Origin of the sequence: Frigoribacterium sp. PvP054 (assembly GCF_040547465.1) — a bacterium.
Classification (GTDB): domain Bacteria; phylum Actinomycetota; class Actinomycetes; order Actinomycetales; family Microbacteriaceae; genus Frigoribacterium.
Map to the genome: position 1 here is coordinate 593679 of NZ_JBEPPU010000001.1, position 13632 is coordinate 607310.

Below are 13632 nucleotides of genomic sequence, written 5' to 3' on the forward strand. Positions count from 1 at the left end.
TCGTGGTCGGCGACGACGGCCTGGCCCGCCCGGTCTGGGCCTCGACCGACCCGCTGCTCCGCGACTACTACGACACCGAGTGGGGCCTGCCGGTCCGGGACGAGCGGGGACTGTTCGAGCGACTGAGCCTCGAGGCGTTCCAGTCGGGGTTGTCGTGGGCGACCATCCTGCGCAAGCGTCCGGCGTTCCGCGCGGCCTTCGCCGACTTCGACCCCGAGGTCGTCGCGCGCTTCGACGACGACGACCGGGCCCGGCTGATGGCCGACGCAGGCATCGTGCGCAACCGTCTCAAGGTCGACGCGACGATCCGCAACGCGCGGGCGACGCTCGACCTGCGGGCGGAGGGCGGTCTCGTCGACCTCGTCTGGTCGTTCCGGCCCGCCGAGACGCCCCGGCCCCGCACGATGGCCGAGGTGCCGACGACCTCCGCCGAGTCGATCGCGCTGTCGAAGGCGCTCAAGGCGAAGGGGTTCACCTTCGTGGGGCCGACCACCATGCACGCCCTCATGGAAGCCGCCGGCATCGTCGACACCCACCTCGTCGACAGCCACCGCCGCGGGTCGTCCGGGGTGTGGGGTGACGACGGTCGGCCCGTGGCGGCCGGCGGCGCTGCGGTGGCCGGCGGCGGCCGGGCGGCCGGGTCGTGACGGACTCACCCGAGGCGGTTCCGGTGCGCGGCGCGACGGCCTCGCGGTTCACCCTCGAACCCGTCGGCGCCTGGGACCACCGGCACGCCGTGGGGTTGCTGGCCGCGCACAGCGTGCCGGGGGCCGAGGCCACCGACGTCGGTGCGGCGACGCACGCGCGACTGGTCGAGCTGGGCTCGGGGGCCGAGCGCGCCTCCCACCGGCTGGATCTGTCGCTCGCGTCGACCGGGGTCGACGTCGCGGTGACCGGGCCCGACGGCGTGGTGCCGACGGAGGCGACGGTCGCCGAGGCCGGACGCGTCGTCCGCGCCTGGCTCGACCTCGACACCGACCTCGACGACGTCGAGCGGGGCTTCGCCGGCGACCCGGTGCTCGGGCCGCTCGTCGCGGCGCGGCCGGGCATCCGCGTGACGGGCAACCCCGACGGGTTCGAGACGGCCGTGATGACCGTGCTCGGGCAGCAGGTCTCGCTCGCCGCGGCGCGCACCTTCACCGGGCGGCTCGTCGCGGCCCACGGCGATCCGGTCGCGGGGACGGGCCTCACGCGGTTCCCCCGGGCCGACCGGCTGGCGGCCGTCGACGTCGACGAGCTGCGGGCCGCGGTCGGGGTGACGAACAGCCGGGCGCGGACGATCCACGCCCTGGCCGAGGTCGTCGCCGACGGGCTCGTGATCGCGCCCGACGTCGACCACGCCGACGCCCGTCGACGCCTGCTCGCCGTGCCCGGCATAGGCCCGTGGACGGTCGAGTACCTCGCGGTGCGCGCCCTCGGCGACCGCGACGCCTGGCCCGCGGGCGACCTCGTGCTGCGTCGCGTGATGGGCGGACTCACGACGAAGCAGGCCGAGGCCGCCGGCGCGGCGTGGTCGCCCTGGCGCGCCTACGCGCTGTTCCACCTCTGGGCCGCGGTGCTGCCGACCGCGCCGTGACGCCCCCGGCGCCGCCGATGCGACGGATCGTCGATGCTTGCCCCGTGGACGTCGACAGCACCCTCGAGCGCGTCACCGCGCATCGCGACGCGGAGGAGTTCGAGGAGGCGCGGGTCCTGTTGCGAGCGCTGGCCGAGCAGGCGCCGAGGGACCTGGTCGTCCGCATGGCCCTGGCCGACTTCGCCCGCGCCGAGGGCCACGTGGACCAGGCGGCCCGCTGGGGCATCGTGATCGACGGGTACACGACGGCGCACGAACGTCGGGTGTTCTGGCGGGTGCTGACCGGGATCACCACCGTCGACCGTCTCCGCACGTACCTGAGGCTCCGACCCGGCAGCGACCTGCCGCGGGACCTCACGGCGATCCTGCCCCCGCACCTCGGGGGCACCCACGTCGACGGGTCCTACCGAAAGCGCTGGGACGACGACGGATGGCAGTTGTCGGGACCCGTCGACGAGATGCTCCTGCCGCTCTGGACGACATCCGTCCTGCCAGGTGTGGCGGCCGTGCTCTGGAGGGGGCGGCTGGACGCCCCGTCGACGCTGACGGCCGTGGTGTCGACGATCGTCGTGGTCGCGAGCATCGTGGCCCTCGTCGCCTGGATCGTCCACGGCGTCCGCTCGCGGACGATCGTCTTCCCGTCGATCGCCTCGCTCCTGCTCGTGGCCGGTCTCGTCTTCGCGGTGGGCGCGGTGTCGGGATGGGACGGTCGTCCTGCATGACGCGGGCGTCGGAGGGGCGACGCGCCTAGCGTCGGAGGCCCCGTCACGATCCCGGCCAGGAGAGGCACGACCATGACCAGCGACAGCATCCCCGACGACCAGGCCGCGGTCGAGGCCGCAGCCGTCGAGACGCACCGAGCGACCCACGGCACGAGCCCGACCGACACCCAGGGCGAGCCCGCCGGCGCTGGCGACGCGACGCCCGACGGTGACGTCACCCAGCCGCTCGGTGGTAGCCACTCGGGCGAGGACGGCTACGTCGCCGTCAGCCCCGGGGGCGTCTCGGGCGAGCAGGACGCCGCCCTCACGCTCGACGACGAGGACCCGCACTCGGCCGACCCCGAGGCGAACGCCCACCGGGGCGACATCGGGGCGAACCGCGGCGGCAGCGGCGGCCGCTGACCCCGGTGTGAGACCCCAGGAAGTCGCCCAGACCCCGGTGCGCGCGCCGGGGTCTCGGCGACCTCGTGGGGTCTCGGCAGCCACGGGGTGGTGCATGCTGGTGGGGATGACCGACACGCGCCCCCACCTCGACGACTTCGCCCGCTTCATCCAGGCCTCGCCCTCGTCCTTCCACGCCGCGGCCGAGGCCGCCCGTCGGCTCGACGAGGCCGGGTTCACCGCCCTCGACGAGACCGCCGAGTGGCCCGACGGCCCGGGTCGCCGCTACGTCGTGCGCGACGGCGCGGTCATCGCCTGGATCGAACCGGCCACGGCGACGGCCACGACGCCGTTCCGCGTGGTCGGGGCGCACACCGACTCCCCCGGCTTCAAGCTGAAGCCCAAGCCGACCACCGGCACCCGGGGCTGGCTGCAGGCAGGCGTCGAGGTCTACGGCGGGCCGCTGTTCAACTCGTGGCTCGACCGCGACCTCGAGTTCGCGGGTCGGCTGGTCACCCGCGGGGGCGAGACGCATCTCGTGCGCACCGGTCCGTTGCTGCGCTTCCCGCAGCTGGCCGTCCACCTCGACCGCGGGGTCAACGCCGAGGGCCTGAAGCTCGACCCCCAGCGCCACCTGGACCCCGTGGTCGGGGCGGGGCCGCTCGACGAGGCCGACGTCCTCGGTCACCTCGCCGGCCTGGCCGGGCTGACGGGAGCCGACGTGACCGGGTACGACGTGGTCGTGGCCGACACCGCGCCTCCTGCCGTCCTCGGGTTGAGCGGGGAGCTGTTCGCCGCCGGACGCATGGACAACCTGTCCTCGACCCACGCCGGTCTCGTCGCGCTGATCGAGACGGCGACGTCGGGCGTCGAGCTCGACCACGTCGCCGTCTTCGCCGCGTTCGACCACGAGGAGGTCGGTTCGGCCACGCCGTCCGGTGCCGCCGGGCCGTTGCTCGAGGACGTGCTCGCGCGGGTCTCGGCCGGTCTCGGCGCGACGACCACCGACCACCGCCGCGCCCTCGCCGGCTCGTGGTGCCTGAGTGCCGACGCCGGGCACGCGGTCCACCCGAACTACCCCGAGCGCCACGACCCGGTCAACCAGCCGGTGGTCAACCGCGGACCGCTGCTCAAGATCAACGCGAACCAGCGCTACGCCACCGACGGGCTCGGGGCGGCCGAGTGGTCGCGGGCCTGCGAGCAGGCCGGCGTGCCGTTCCAGGAGTTCGTGTCGAACAACTCGGTGCCCTGCGGCTCGACGATCGGGCCGATCACGGCGACGCGGCTCGGCATCCGGACGATCGACGTCGGCATCCCGCTGCTCGGCATGCACTCGGCCCGCGAGCTCTGCGGCGTCGACGACCCGGCCTACCTGTCGCGCGCCGCCGCGGCGTTCCTCGCGCCGGACGCGTAGCCCGGCGCCCGGCGCCCGGCGCCCGCCGCCCGCCGCCCGGCGCCCGGCGCCCGGCGCCCGGCGCGTAGCCGCAGCGCCCGGACGCGCCGCGGACGACGCGGCGCGGCCTCAGCCGAACGCCTCCGCCGCAGATGACCCGAGCGCCCAGGCCAGCACGGCCGGCCACTCGCCGTAGCCCGAGTCGGGGGTGAGGTGACCGCCCCGGGGCACGACGACGACCGGGGCGTCGACCCGCGCCTCCCAGGTGTCCACCGGGCCGAGGGGCAGCCACTCGTCGTCGTCCCCGGCGACGACGACCGACTCGGCGGCCCCGCCCGGTGAGAGCAGGCGCCCGTCGAAGAGGTCGCCGGCCACGAACGCGTGGATCGGCTGCCCGGCGATCAGCTCGGGCGACGGAGGCGCGACGAGCGCGACCCGGTCGGCCCGCGGAGGCGCGTCCCCGGCCTGCAGCCTCAACCAGAGCAGGCACGACAGGCTGTGGCACAGCACCGTCACCGGTCGGCCCGCCGGCAGGGCGGCGAGTTCGCGCCGCACCGCGGCCTCCCACGCGGCGGGCGTGGGCTCGTCGGCGTCGGGCAGCTGCGGGTAGCGCACCGCGTGCCCACGGGCCTCGAGCTCGGCGGCGAGTCGGTGCTGCCAGTGGTCCTCGGGCCGGTGGTTCTGCCAGCCGTGCAGGATCAGGTAGGCCGCAGGAGGGGTCGGCGTCGGGACGGTCGCGTCGGTCACGCTCCGATCATGCCCCGGCCGGGCCCCGTGGCGTGGCAGGGTCGACCCATGACGTCACAGCCGCCCGGGTCACGATCGACCCGCTCGCCCCGGGCGCGGTTCGGCGACGGCTACGCGTTCGACGGCGAGCCGACCCTCGACGGTCCGCCGCCCCCCGGGTTCCACGTGACGACCCGCAGCCGGGTGATCGGCCACGGCCGGGCCACCTTCGAGGCCGCGGGGGACGCCGTGCTGCTCTGGCAGGTGCACCGCGGCTCGGGCTTCGTGCCCCTCGAGGTGCCCGACCGCGTGACCGTCGGCGCGACGAGCGTGTGGGGCGTCACCTTCGGCCCGCTGCACCCGCCCGTCGCGTGCCGGGTGTTCGCCGTCGTGCGGTCCGAGACCGAGATCGGCTTCGGCCACGCCGCCCTGGTCGGCCACCCGCAGCGCGGCTGGGAGAGCTACCGCGTGCGCCACCACGACGACGACCGCGTCACGCTCGACATCCGCGTCGTCTGGCGACCCGCCGCCTGGTGGATGCGGGCCGCCGGACCGGCGTCGACCCTCGCCCTGTCGCTCGTCCTGCGCCGCAACCTGCGCGCCCTCGACGACGTGGTGGCGTCCGCCTGACGACGGCGTCCCCGCCGCCCGGCCGCCCGGCCGCCCGGCCGTTCGACCGCCCTGCGTCCCGGCCGCCCCGCCGAGGAGGCGCGGCTCACCCGAACAGGCCGTCGAGCCACCCCTGCCAGGCCCGTTCCGTCGCCGCACCGTCGGCTGCCTCGGCGAGGTCGTGGACGCTGACGCTCACCCCGGCGCCCCAGGCCTCACGCCCGAAGACGCGGACCAGCGCGGTGCCCGTCCGGAGGCCGACGAAGGACGCCGTACGGTACGACAGGCCGGCGGCGACGGGTCCCACACCGGGCAGGTCGACGACGACGGCGTCCCCGACCTCGACGTCGTCGGCCAGGTCGAGCGCCCGCAGCACCCGCTCGAACGAGCCCGGCTCGGCCGACGATCCGGGGGCGTCGACGCTCGTGAAGGTCGCCGCGCGACCCGGGAACCACGCGACGTACTCGGCGAGGGTGTGCAGGTAGAAGTCGGTGTGGGCCTCGACCCCCGGCAGCTGCCCGACGTCGAAGACGCTCGAGTGCCGGTAGGTCAGGTGGGTGGAGCCGCCGGTCTCGTCGACGTCCGAGAGGGCGAAGTCGAGCTCGTTGAACCATCCGCCCTCGCCCTCGGTGCGGTTGGCGTAGTGGCGACCCGGCTGCCAGGCCGTGACGACGGCACCCGGCCCCGCCGCGCCTCCTTCTCGGGGTTCCACCTCGCCGGGCCAGAGCCACCCGGCGGTGCCGGTGGTGACGGCCTCGAAGACCACGGCGGGAGGCGCGGCGAGGGTGACGGTGCGGACGACGTCGGCTGCGGGCACGGTGACTCTTCTCTCGTCGAGGGTGGCAGGTCGAGGGTGGCGGGTCGCCGGACGCGGGGCGTCGCGTACGACCTGCTCCGGTCAGCCTGGCACCGACGGACGACACCGCGCCAGCGCTCCGGGCGAAGGGCGCGCCGTGCCAGACTGATCCGATGAGCCCTCGACGTCGCCCCACCGGCTCCGCCCGCCGAGCGGCCGCCCGCGACGCCGCCCGGGCCTCCGACGTCGACACCAGGGTCACCGTCCGTCGGGTCGAGCGAGGCGACCTCTACGTGCGGGTCAACACCATCGGCGAGACCGGTGAACGGCCGTTCGTCCTGGTGCCGGGCATCGGCGTCTCGTCCGACTACTTCGAGCGCCTCGCCCCGAACCTCAACGAGTTCGGCCCCGTGCACGCCCTCGACCTGCCGGGCTTCGCCGGGGTGCCGCACCCGGGTCACGCCCTGACCATCCGCGAGTACGCCGACCTGGTGGGCACCGCCGTCGACGAGCTGGGGCTCGACGACCCGGTCGTCGTCGGGCACTCGATGGGCACCCAGATCGTGGTCGACCTCGCCTCTCGCCGGCCCGACCTCACGACTGTCGTGCTCATCGGCCCCGTCATCGACCCGGCCCACCGCAACGTCCTCTCACAGGGCGTGCGGTTCGCGCGGGCGGCCTGGCACGAACCCGGGCGCGTCAAGTTCCTGGCCCTCAGCGCCTACGTCCTCTGCGGCGTGCGGTGGTTCTCGCGCATCCTGCCGAAGATGATGACGTACCCGATCGAGCAGCACCTGCCGGCGATCACCGCCGACACCCTGGTGATCCGCGGCGAGCACGACGCCGTCGCCCCGCGCGAGTGGGTGCGCCGGGTCGGCGAGCTGCTGCCGTCGTCGCGCCTGTGGGAGATGCCCGGCGCCGCCCACTCGGTCATGCACGCCCACGCCGAAGAGGTCGCCAAGCTCTGCGTCGAGCACGCCCAGCAGCCGATCCGCCACGACGAGAGCGACGAGCTGCACCACTACGTCGACGCGGGCGACGGTGACGAGAGCGACGACTTCAGCCCGAGTCCGGCCGATCTCGTCAAGGCCGTCGGGGCCCGGTTGCGCTCGACCGTCGCCACCATGCGCGGCGACGACGAGGCCCTCGCGAAGGCGAAGACCGACCACGCCGAGTCGATGCAGGCGGCGTTCGACCGTCGGCAGGCCGAGAAGGCCGCCGCCGGCGACGACCCCGACGACGGTCCGCACATCGAGCCCACCACCGACGACGCCCGAGGCTGAGCGGGCCGCCGGACGAGACCGGGGTGCGCCCCGGGGCGCGCCCCGCAGCCGACGGCGCAGGGTGGGACCACGGCACTCCGGGGCGCACCCGGCAGCCGACGGCGCAGGAGGCGCGGGTCGCGGCGACCGCGCCCGTCACGCCCCCGAGACGGTCAGCCCGATCAGCACGAGGTTGAGCGCGACGACGACCACCACGGCCGCCCACCCCGCGACCCGCGTGCCGACCGCGTTCACGCCCGTGCCCATGAGCGCGCGGTCGCTGGTCGCGACGACGAGCGGCACGAGGGCGAAGGCGATGCCGAAGCTCAGCACGACCTGGCTCAGCACGAGCAGCCAGGTCGGGCTGATGCCCGTCGCGAGCAGCACGAGGGCCGGGATCAGCGTGACGACCCGGCGCACCGTCAGCGGCACCTGCACGTGCAGCAGGCCCTTCATGATCTCGGCACCGGCCATCGCCCCGATCGACGTCGACGCCAGGCCGGAGGCGAGCAGACCGACCGCGAACAGGACGCCGACGACCGGCCCGAGCGCGGCGGCGATGGCCCGTTGCGCCCCCGGGATCGTGTCGGTGCCCTCCTGCCCGGCCAGGGTCGACGCCGCGAGCACGAGCATGGCGACGTTGACGCCACCGGCGACCAGCAGGGCCAGGACGACGTCCCACCGCGTGGCCCTCAGCACGCGCGCCCGGTCGGCCCCCTCGGCGACGACGCCGTGGTGGTCGCGCGTGAGCGCGGAGTGCAGGTAGACCGCGTGCGGCATGACCGTCGCGCCGAGCATCGAGGCGGCGAGCAGCACGGCGGTGCTGTCCTCGAAGCGGGGGACGAGACCGGCGAGCATGCCCCCGGCCGAGGGCGGGGCGAAGAGCAATCCGGCGCAGAAGCCGAGCGTCAGCACCGCGAGCAGCCCGATGACGACGGTCTGGAACACCCGTCCGCCGCGGTACCTCGTCAGCATGAGCAGGCCCAACGAGACCAGCCCGGTGAGGAGGCCGCCGACGACGAGGGGCACGCCGAACAGCAGCTGCAGGGCGAGGGCCCCGCCGATGATCTCGGCGACGTCGGTCGCGGCCGCCACGAGCTCGGCCTGCCCCCAGTAGGCGAGGCGGAGGGGCCGACGACGGAGGCGCGTGCCCATCACCTCGGGCAGCGAGCGCCCCGTGACGATGCCGAGCTTGGCCGACAGGTACTGGACGAGCACGGCGATGGCGTTGGCCAGCACGAGCACCCAGAGCAGCGTGTACTGGTACGCGGCGCCCGCGGTGAGGTTGGCCGCGACGTTGCCGGGGTCGACGTAGGCGATGGCCGCCACGAACGCCGGCCCGAGCAGGGTGCCCCGCGGCCGGGCGTGCACCACCGGCTGGTGGTCACCGTCGATCGCCCGGTCGACGCGCGGCCGGTCGGGGTCGGCACGGTGGGCGTCGGTCGAGCTCATGCCTCGACCCTAGCAAGGTTTCGGTCTACCGAAACTTGCTTGTGGACTAGGCTCAATCCTGGCTGGTGCCGAAAAACCCGGTTTCGAACCATGAACCCAGAAGGAATTGGGTTCATGGTTCGAAACCGGGTTCGAGGCCGATCCGTCAGGTAGCGGATCGAGCCGCGGAGGAGCGCTACTCCGTGGCGGCGGTGATCTTCGCGACGCCGACGAGCATCTCGTCCTGGACGGCGTCGGTGTCGAAGGTCTGGTTCAGCAGCTCGGCGGCGTCGGGGCTGACGTGCACCGTCGTGCCCTCGAGCACGGCGTCGCCGTCGACGACCTCGAGGGGCTTGAGCGTGCCGCCCCAGAGGTTGAACAGGTAGGCGTCCTCGGCCACGACCTCGCCGTTCGCCGTCACGGTGCCGAACAGCTTCGACTCACCCGGGTCGATGCGGAAGTCGGTCAACTGGACGACGGTGTCGCCGGCGGTCAGCGACAGGCCCGAGCCGTCGTGGTCGATCTCGCCCTGGACGTACGGGCGCACCGAGCTGTCGGGGCCGTAGTAGTCGACGTGGCCGCCCGTGATCGGGAACGAGAACGTCCCGTCGGTGAAGGTCGCCGTGCCGACGACGCCGGGGGTGAGGCCGAGCGAGGTGAGCGCGGCGACGAACGACGAGTCGACCGCGACCTGGGTGTCGACGCCGTTCGACAGGTCGGCGATGGAGGCCGCGGGCATCAGGCTCTCGCCCGGGCCGGGCTCGCGGGTCTGGTTGACGGGGTGGGTCGGGGCGGTGTTGTTGCTCTCGGAGTCCGAGGTCGAGGCGCAGGCCGCGAGCGAGAACGCCAGGGCTCCGGTGGCGACGACGCCGAGGACGCCTCGGCCGAGGGACGAACGGGTGGGGGTGCGCATGAGTGGTCCTTGTCTGTGCTGCCCGGTGGGGTTGATCGGTGTTCGACGCCCGGGCGGCGTCGGATGGGGCGAGGGGCGAGGGGCGGGCCGACCGGCCCGCCCCTCGCGGGGCTCACTCGTCCTCTGCGTAGAAGCGGTCGACCTTGCGGTGGTAACGCTGCCCCAGCACGCCACCGAGGACGGCGCCGCCGAAGCTCAGCACGACGACCGCCCCGAGGCCGATCAGGCCGGCGACGGACGAGGACTGCAGGTCGTCCATCGAGGGGACGAACGGGTTCGGCGACGACGAGTCGCCGCTCTGAGTGCCGACGACGCCCACGACCACGGCGAGGACGATCGTGATCACGACGCCCCAGAGCCAGGTCGCGAGCCCTTGCTTGAAGCCGCTGAAGCGGGCGATGCGCGAGGCCGTGTACCCGCCGATCAGGTAGCCGAAGAAGATGATCGCGAGCACGACGATGCCCGAGGTCAGCGCCAGGGCGTCCGCGTTGTCGGTGGTGAAGGTGCGCAGGTCGGCCATGGCGGTCGACCCAGACGCGACGCCACCCCAGGCCGCGAGGACGCCGCCGAAGATGGTGATCATGACGAGGCCGAAGCCGGTCGCGGCGAACCAGCCGAGCAGGCCGGCGCCGAAGCGGATGCCGCCGAACTCCTCCTTCTGCTGCGCGAGCAACTCGCGGCGCACCGACACGTGGTCGATGCCGGAGTCCTTGACGAGGGGGTAGGCGTGGGAGCCGGTGTCGCGACCAGCGGCGGCACCCGCGGCCGCGCCTCCTGCGGCGGCTGCGGTGGGGGCCACGACCGTCGGGGCGTCCTGCCCGAACGAGGGCTGACGGTCGGCTGCGGCCCGGTCGACGGCGTCGCGCTCGGCGTCCGAGCGGTCGTCGACCCAGGGCTCGTGCCCGGACGGGGAGGCGCCTGTCGCCGCGGTCGCGGACGCCGCGGTGGCCGTGTCGTCGCCCCGGTCGCCCGTGGCGGGGTCTCCGGCGCGTGCGGCCTCGGCGGCCCGCAGCGCCTCGTCGTCGTGCAACGGACGGCGGTTGCCGTCGGACGACGCGGACCAGGCACGCGGCGCGGGCTCGGACGGTGCCACCATCGGGATCGCCTCGGTGGGGCGGTCGGTCGACGTCGCGTCGCGGTCGGTCGACGACGCGTCCCGGTCGGTCGAGGCCGCGTCGCGGTCGGTCGAGGCCGCGTCGCGGTCGGACTCCGAGAGGACCTCGGTGTCGTTCCGGTCGGAGTCGCGACGATCGGTGTCGTCGGAGGGCGCGGCACCGTCCGACGGCCCGGTGCGGTCGGCGGCCGTGTCGCCGGGGACGTACTCGGCCGGGACCGAGTCGGGCAGCGCCTCCACGTCCGACGTCGTCCGGGTGTCGTGTGCCTCGGCCACCACGGGGCGGTCGTCGGCGTCGGCGACGGACGCCTGCTGCGTCGGGGCGTCGGAACCGAAGTCGACGGCGGGCTGCTGCTGCGTCGGAGCGTCGGAACCGAAGTCGACGGCGGGCTGCTGCTGCGTCGGGGCATCGGAGCCGAAGTCGACGGCCGGGGGCTGCTGGGTGGGCACCTGCGAGCCGTAGGGCGCCTCGCCCTGGTCGGCCCGGTCGGCCTCATCGGGGCGTCCGGCGTCGTTCGAGTCGTCGTCGTGCCGGGGATCGCGTCCCTCGTGGTCGGGGCGGTCGCGCCGCGGATCGTTCGCGTCGGTCATGGCTCACTCCTGTCGGTGGGGTCGTTCCCTGGATCTGTGATCCTCCTGAACGTTACGCCCGAACGACACCGCGGGCCGGGAGCCCCCGCCCGGGCCGGGAGGACTCGCAGGCCCGGGCGAGCCGGTAGCGTGGACGGGACCGCCGAGCGACGAAGGACGACGACGTCATGACCGACACCAGCCAGACCCCCTCCGACCCGACCTCGACCGACGCCGGATCGACCGGGGCCGCCTCGACCACGCGCCGGGCCCCGGGGGCCGGCCGCACCCGACCGAACCCCGACATCGCCCGGTCGTGGCTGCTCGTGCCCGGCACGGCGCCCGACCGTTTCGACTCGGCCCGGACGTCGCGCGCCGACCAGATCGTGCTCGACATCGAGGACGCGGTCGACCCCGCCCGCAAACCCGCCGCCCGCGACGACGTCGTCTCCTGGCTCACCGGCGGCGGTGAGGCGTGGGTGCGCATCAACGACCGGTCGACCGACTTCTGGTCCGACGACGTCGACGCCCTCATGGGCCTGCCCGGGTTGCACGGCGTCATGCTCGCGAAGACCGAGGCACCGGAGCACGTGACCGAGACCTTCGACCGCCTCGGAGGCGCGGTGCCGGTGCTCGCGCTGGTCGAGTCGGCCCTCGGCATCGAAGAGAGCCCCGCCATCGCCAAGGCCCGCGGCGCCTTCCGCCTCGCGTTCGGCAGCGGCGACTACCGCCGCGACACCGGCACGAGCGCCGACGACCTGGCCATGGCCTACCCCCGCTCGCGCCTCGTCGTGGCCAGCCGCATCGGCGGCCTGCCCGGCCCGATCGACGGCCCGACGGTCGGCAGCAGCCACCCCGTGCTGCGCGAACAGTCGTCAGTGGCCGTCGCCCTCGGCCTCACCGGCAAGCTCTGCCTCGACGTCGAGCAGCTGCCGGTGATCAACGAGGTCATCAGCCCCACGCCGTCCGACGTCGCCTGGGCACAGGACTTCCTCGCCGACTTCGAGGGCCGCGGCCGCGTCATCCGCGACGGCAGCGACCTGCCGCGCCTGGGCCGTGCCCAGAAGATCGAGAAGCTCGCGTCCGCGTTCGGGGTGCAGCCCGCGAGCTGACCCGCAAGACGACGACAGGAGGCGCGCCCCACCAGGGGTGCGCCTCCTCTTTTTGTCGAGATCTCAAGCCAGGGGTTGACTCGCGATAGTCAACGACATATCTTTGACACATCGCGACAGGACGTCGCGATCTCGACTTCTCCCCGACCCGAAAGGAGTACCCCATGGGTACCGACTTCACCCCCGAGAACCACGGCGACCCCCGTCGCCACCACCACGACTCCCCCGACGCCCGTCGCGATCCCTTCGGCCGCGGCGAGGGTCACGGCCGCTTCGGCCGCCCGTTCGGCCGCGGCTTCCGCCCGGGCCCCGGCTTCGGCGGCTTCGGCCCCGGTTTCGGCCCCGGCGGCCCGGGCTTCGGCCCCGGCGGATTCGGCCCGGGCCGCGGCGGACGCGGACGCGCCCGACGCGGCGACGTGCGACTGGCGATCCTGTCGCTGCTCGCCGACGCCCCCTCGAACGGCTACGGCCTGATCAAGGCGATCGCCGAACGCACCGACGGCACGTGGAGGCCCAGCCCCGGCTCGGTCTACCCCACGCTGCAGCAACTCGTCGACGAAGAGCTCATCTCGAGCGACGAGGCCGCCACGAAGAGCGTCTTCACGTTGACCGAGGCGGGTCGCGCCTACGTGGCCGAGCACGCCGACGAGATCGAGAAGGCGTGGGCCGCCACGGCCGACGACGCCAGCGACACCGACCGCGAGTTCCAGACCAGCCTCATGAAGCTGATGGGCGTCGTCAAGCAGTTCCACCACGACGGCAGCGAGGCCCAGCGGGCCGCCGCCACCGCCAAGCTCGACGAGACCCGACGCGCGCTGTACGCGATCCTGGCCGACTGAGGCCCGGCCGGCGTCGGCTCGGTCGCCGAGGCGGGCACCCCGGGAGGGGGGGGGGGGGGGGGGCGCCCCCCCCCCCCCCCCCCCCCCCCCCCCCCCCCCCCCCGCCCCCCCGCCCCCCCCGGGGGGCGCCCCCCCCCCCCCCCCCCCCCCGCGGGGGCCCCCCCGCGGGGGCGGGGGGGGGGGGCCCC

General features: G+C 74.6%; 14 protein-coding genes. 9 read left to right on the forward strand and 5 right to left on the reverse strand.

What is annotated here, in order from left to right; genetic code table 11:
- Nucleotides 1–2: 2 nt before the first annotated feature.
- The 5 genes from ABID81_RS02750 to ABID81_RS02770 all read left to right on the forward strand — a co-directional run bounded on the left by ABID81_RS02750 (nucleotide 3) and on the right by ABID81_RS02770 (nucleotide 4093).
- Nucleotides 3–647, forward strand: a complete 645-nt coding sequence (locus ABID81_RS02750; RefSeq protein WP_354593320.1) for a DNA-3-methyladenine glycosylase I — start codon at nucleotides 3–5, stop codon at nucleotides 645–647.
- A gap of 23 nt (nucleotides 648–670) precedes the next feature.
- Nucleotides 671–1576 carry a DNA-3-methyladenine glycosylase family protein gene (locus ABID81_RS02755; protein WP_354593288.1) on the forward strand — a complete coding sequence of 302 codons (906 nt, stop codon included), beginning with the start codon at nucleotides 671–673 and terminating at the stop codon, nucleotides 1574–1576.
- A gap of 44 nt (nucleotides 1577–1620) precedes the next feature.
- A complete protein-coding gene (locus tag ABID81_RS02760; protein ID WP_354593289.1) occupies nucleotides 1621–2298 on the forward strand; it encodes a tetratricopeptide repeat protein in 678 nt (225 codons plus the stop codon).
- A 72-nt stretch (nucleotides 2299–2370) separates the two neighbouring features.
- Complete coding sequence (locus ABID81_RS02765) at nucleotides 2371–2700, forward strand: hypothetical protein (protein WP_354593290.1); 330 nt, start codon at nucleotides 2371–2373, stop codon at nucleotides 2698–2700.
- Between the two features lie 106 nt (nucleotides 2701–2806).
- Nucleotides 2807–4093: a M18 family aminopeptidase gene (locus tag ABID81_RS02770; protein ID WP_354593291.1), complete on the forward strand. Its 1287-nt coding sequence runs from the start codon at nucleotides 2807–2809 to the stop codon at nucleotides 4091–4093.
- 108 nt (nucleotides 4094–4201) lie between these two features.
- Here the strand turns inward: ABID81_RS02770 and ABID81_RS02775 are convergent, their stop codons facing one another.
- Nucleotides 4202–4819: an RBBP9/YdeN family alpha/beta hydrolase gene (locus ABID81_RS02775; protein ID WP_354593292.1), complete on the reverse strand. Its 618-nt coding sequence runs from the start codon at nucleotides 4817–4819 to the stop codon at nucleotides 4202–4204.
- A 48-nt stretch (nucleotides 4820–4867) separates the two neighbouring features.
- On the opposite strand from ABID81_RS02775, the gene ABID81_RS02780 reads away from it, so the two are divergent.
- A complete protein-coding gene (locus tag ABID81_RS02780) occupies nucleotides 4868–5428 on the forward strand; it encodes a DUF1990 domain-containing protein (protein WP_354593293.1) in 561 nt (186 codons plus the stop codon).
- A gap of 85 nt (nucleotides 5429–5513) precedes the next feature.
- Here ABID81_RS02780 and ABID81_RS02785 read toward each other — a convergent pair whose 3' ends face one another.
- Entirely contained in the window at nucleotides 5514–6224 is a 711-nt protein-coding gene (locus ABID81_RS02785; RefSeq protein ID WP_354593294.1) for an SRPBCC family protein, read from the reverse strand.
- Nucleotides 6225–6376: 152 nt separating this feature from the next.
- Between ABID81_RS02785 and ABID81_RS02790 the strand changes: the two genes are divergently transcribed.
- On the forward strand, nucleotides 6377–7486 hold the full coding sequence (locus ABID81_RS02790; RefSeq protein ID WP_354593295.1) for an alpha/beta fold hydrolase: 1110 nt from the start codon (nucleotides 6377–6379) through the stop codon (nucleotides 7484–7486).
- A 135-nt stretch (nucleotides 7487–7621) separates the two neighbouring features.
- Here the strand turns inward: ABID81_RS02790 and ABID81_RS02795 are convergent, their stop codons facing one another.
- The 3 genes from ABID81_RS02795 to ABID81_RS02805 form a co-directional block, all read right to left on the reverse strand.
- Nucleotides 7622–8917 (reverse strand): Nramp family divalent metal transporter, encoded by a 1296-nt coding sequence (locus ABID81_RS02795; protein WP_354593296.1) that lies wholly within the window; start codon nucleotides 8915–8917, stop codon nucleotides 7622–7624.
- Nucleotides 8918–9092: 175 nt separating this feature from the next.
- The gene (locus tag ABID81_RS02800; protein ID WP_354593297.1) at nucleotides 9093–9809 is read right to left on the reverse strand and encodes a hypothetical protein; all 717 of its coding nucleotides are present in this window, start codon (nucleotides 9807–9809) and stop codon (nucleotides 9093–9095) included.
- A gap of 112 nt (nucleotides 9810–9921) precedes the next feature.
- Nucleotides 9922–11514, reverse strand: a complete 1593-nt coding sequence (locus tag ABID81_RS02805; protein WP_354593298.1) for a hypothetical protein — start codon at nucleotides 11512–11514, stop codon at nucleotides 9922–9924.
- 167 nt (nucleotides 11515–11681) lie between these two features.
- Here ABID81_RS02805 and ABID81_RS02810 point away from each other — a divergent pair, with 167 nt between their 5' ends.
- Nucleotides 11682–12605 carry an HpcH/HpaI aldolase/citrate lyase family protein gene (locus ABID81_RS02810; RefSeq protein ID WP_354593299.1) on the forward strand — a complete coding sequence of 308 codons (924 nt, stop codon included), beginning with the start codon at nucleotides 11682–11684 and terminating at the stop codon, nucleotides 12603–12605.
- Between the two features lie 164 nt (nucleotides 12606–12769).
- Nucleotides 12770–13444 (forward strand): PadR family transcriptional regulator, encoded by a 675-nt coding sequence (locus ABID81_RS02815; protein WP_354593300.1) that lies wholly within the window; start codon nucleotides 12770–12772, stop codon nucleotides 13442–13444.
- The last annotated feature ends 188 nt before the right edge of the window (nucleotides 13445–13632 follow it).

Excerpts from the sequence above, each read along its gene's own strand:
- ABID81_RS02765 (WP_354593290.1), top strand. The coding sequence starts at position 2,371 with ATGACCAGCGACAGCATCCCCGACGACCAGGCCGCGGTCGAGGCCGCA.
- ABID81_RS02770 (WP_354593291.1), top strand. The coding sequence starts at position 2,807 with ATGACCGACACGCGCCCCCACCTCGACGACTTCGCCCGCTTCATCCAG.
- ABID81_RS02780 (WP_354593293.1), top strand. The coding sequence starts at position 4,868 with ATGACGTCACAGCCGCCCGGGTCACGATCGACCCGCTCGCCCCGGGCG.
- ABID81_RS02790 (WP_354593295.1), top strand. The coding sequence starts at position 6,377 with ATGAGCCCTCGACGTCGCCCCACCGGCTCCGCCCGCCGAGCGGCCGCC.
- ABID81_RS02795 (WP_354593296.1), bottom strand. The coding sequence starts at position 8,917 with ATGAGCTCGACCGACGCCCACCGTGCCGACCCCGACCGGCCGCGCGTC.
- ABID81_RS02800 (WP_354593297.1), bottom strand. The coding sequence starts at position 9,809 with ATGCGCACCCCCACCCGTTCGTCCCTCGGCCGAGGCGTCCTCGGCGTC.
- ABID81_RS02805 (WP_354593298.1), bottom strand. The coding sequence starts at position 11,514 with ATGACCGACGCGAACGATCCGCGGCGCGACCGCCCCGACCACGAGGGA.
- ABID81_RS02810 (WP_354593299.1), top strand. The coding sequence starts at position 11,682 with ATGACCGACACCAGCCAGACCCCCTCCGACCCGACCTCGACCGACGCC.
- ABID81_RS02815 (WP_354593300.1), top strand. The coding sequence starts at position 12,770 with ATGGGTACCGACTTCACCCCCGAGAACCACGGCGACCCCCGTCGCCAC.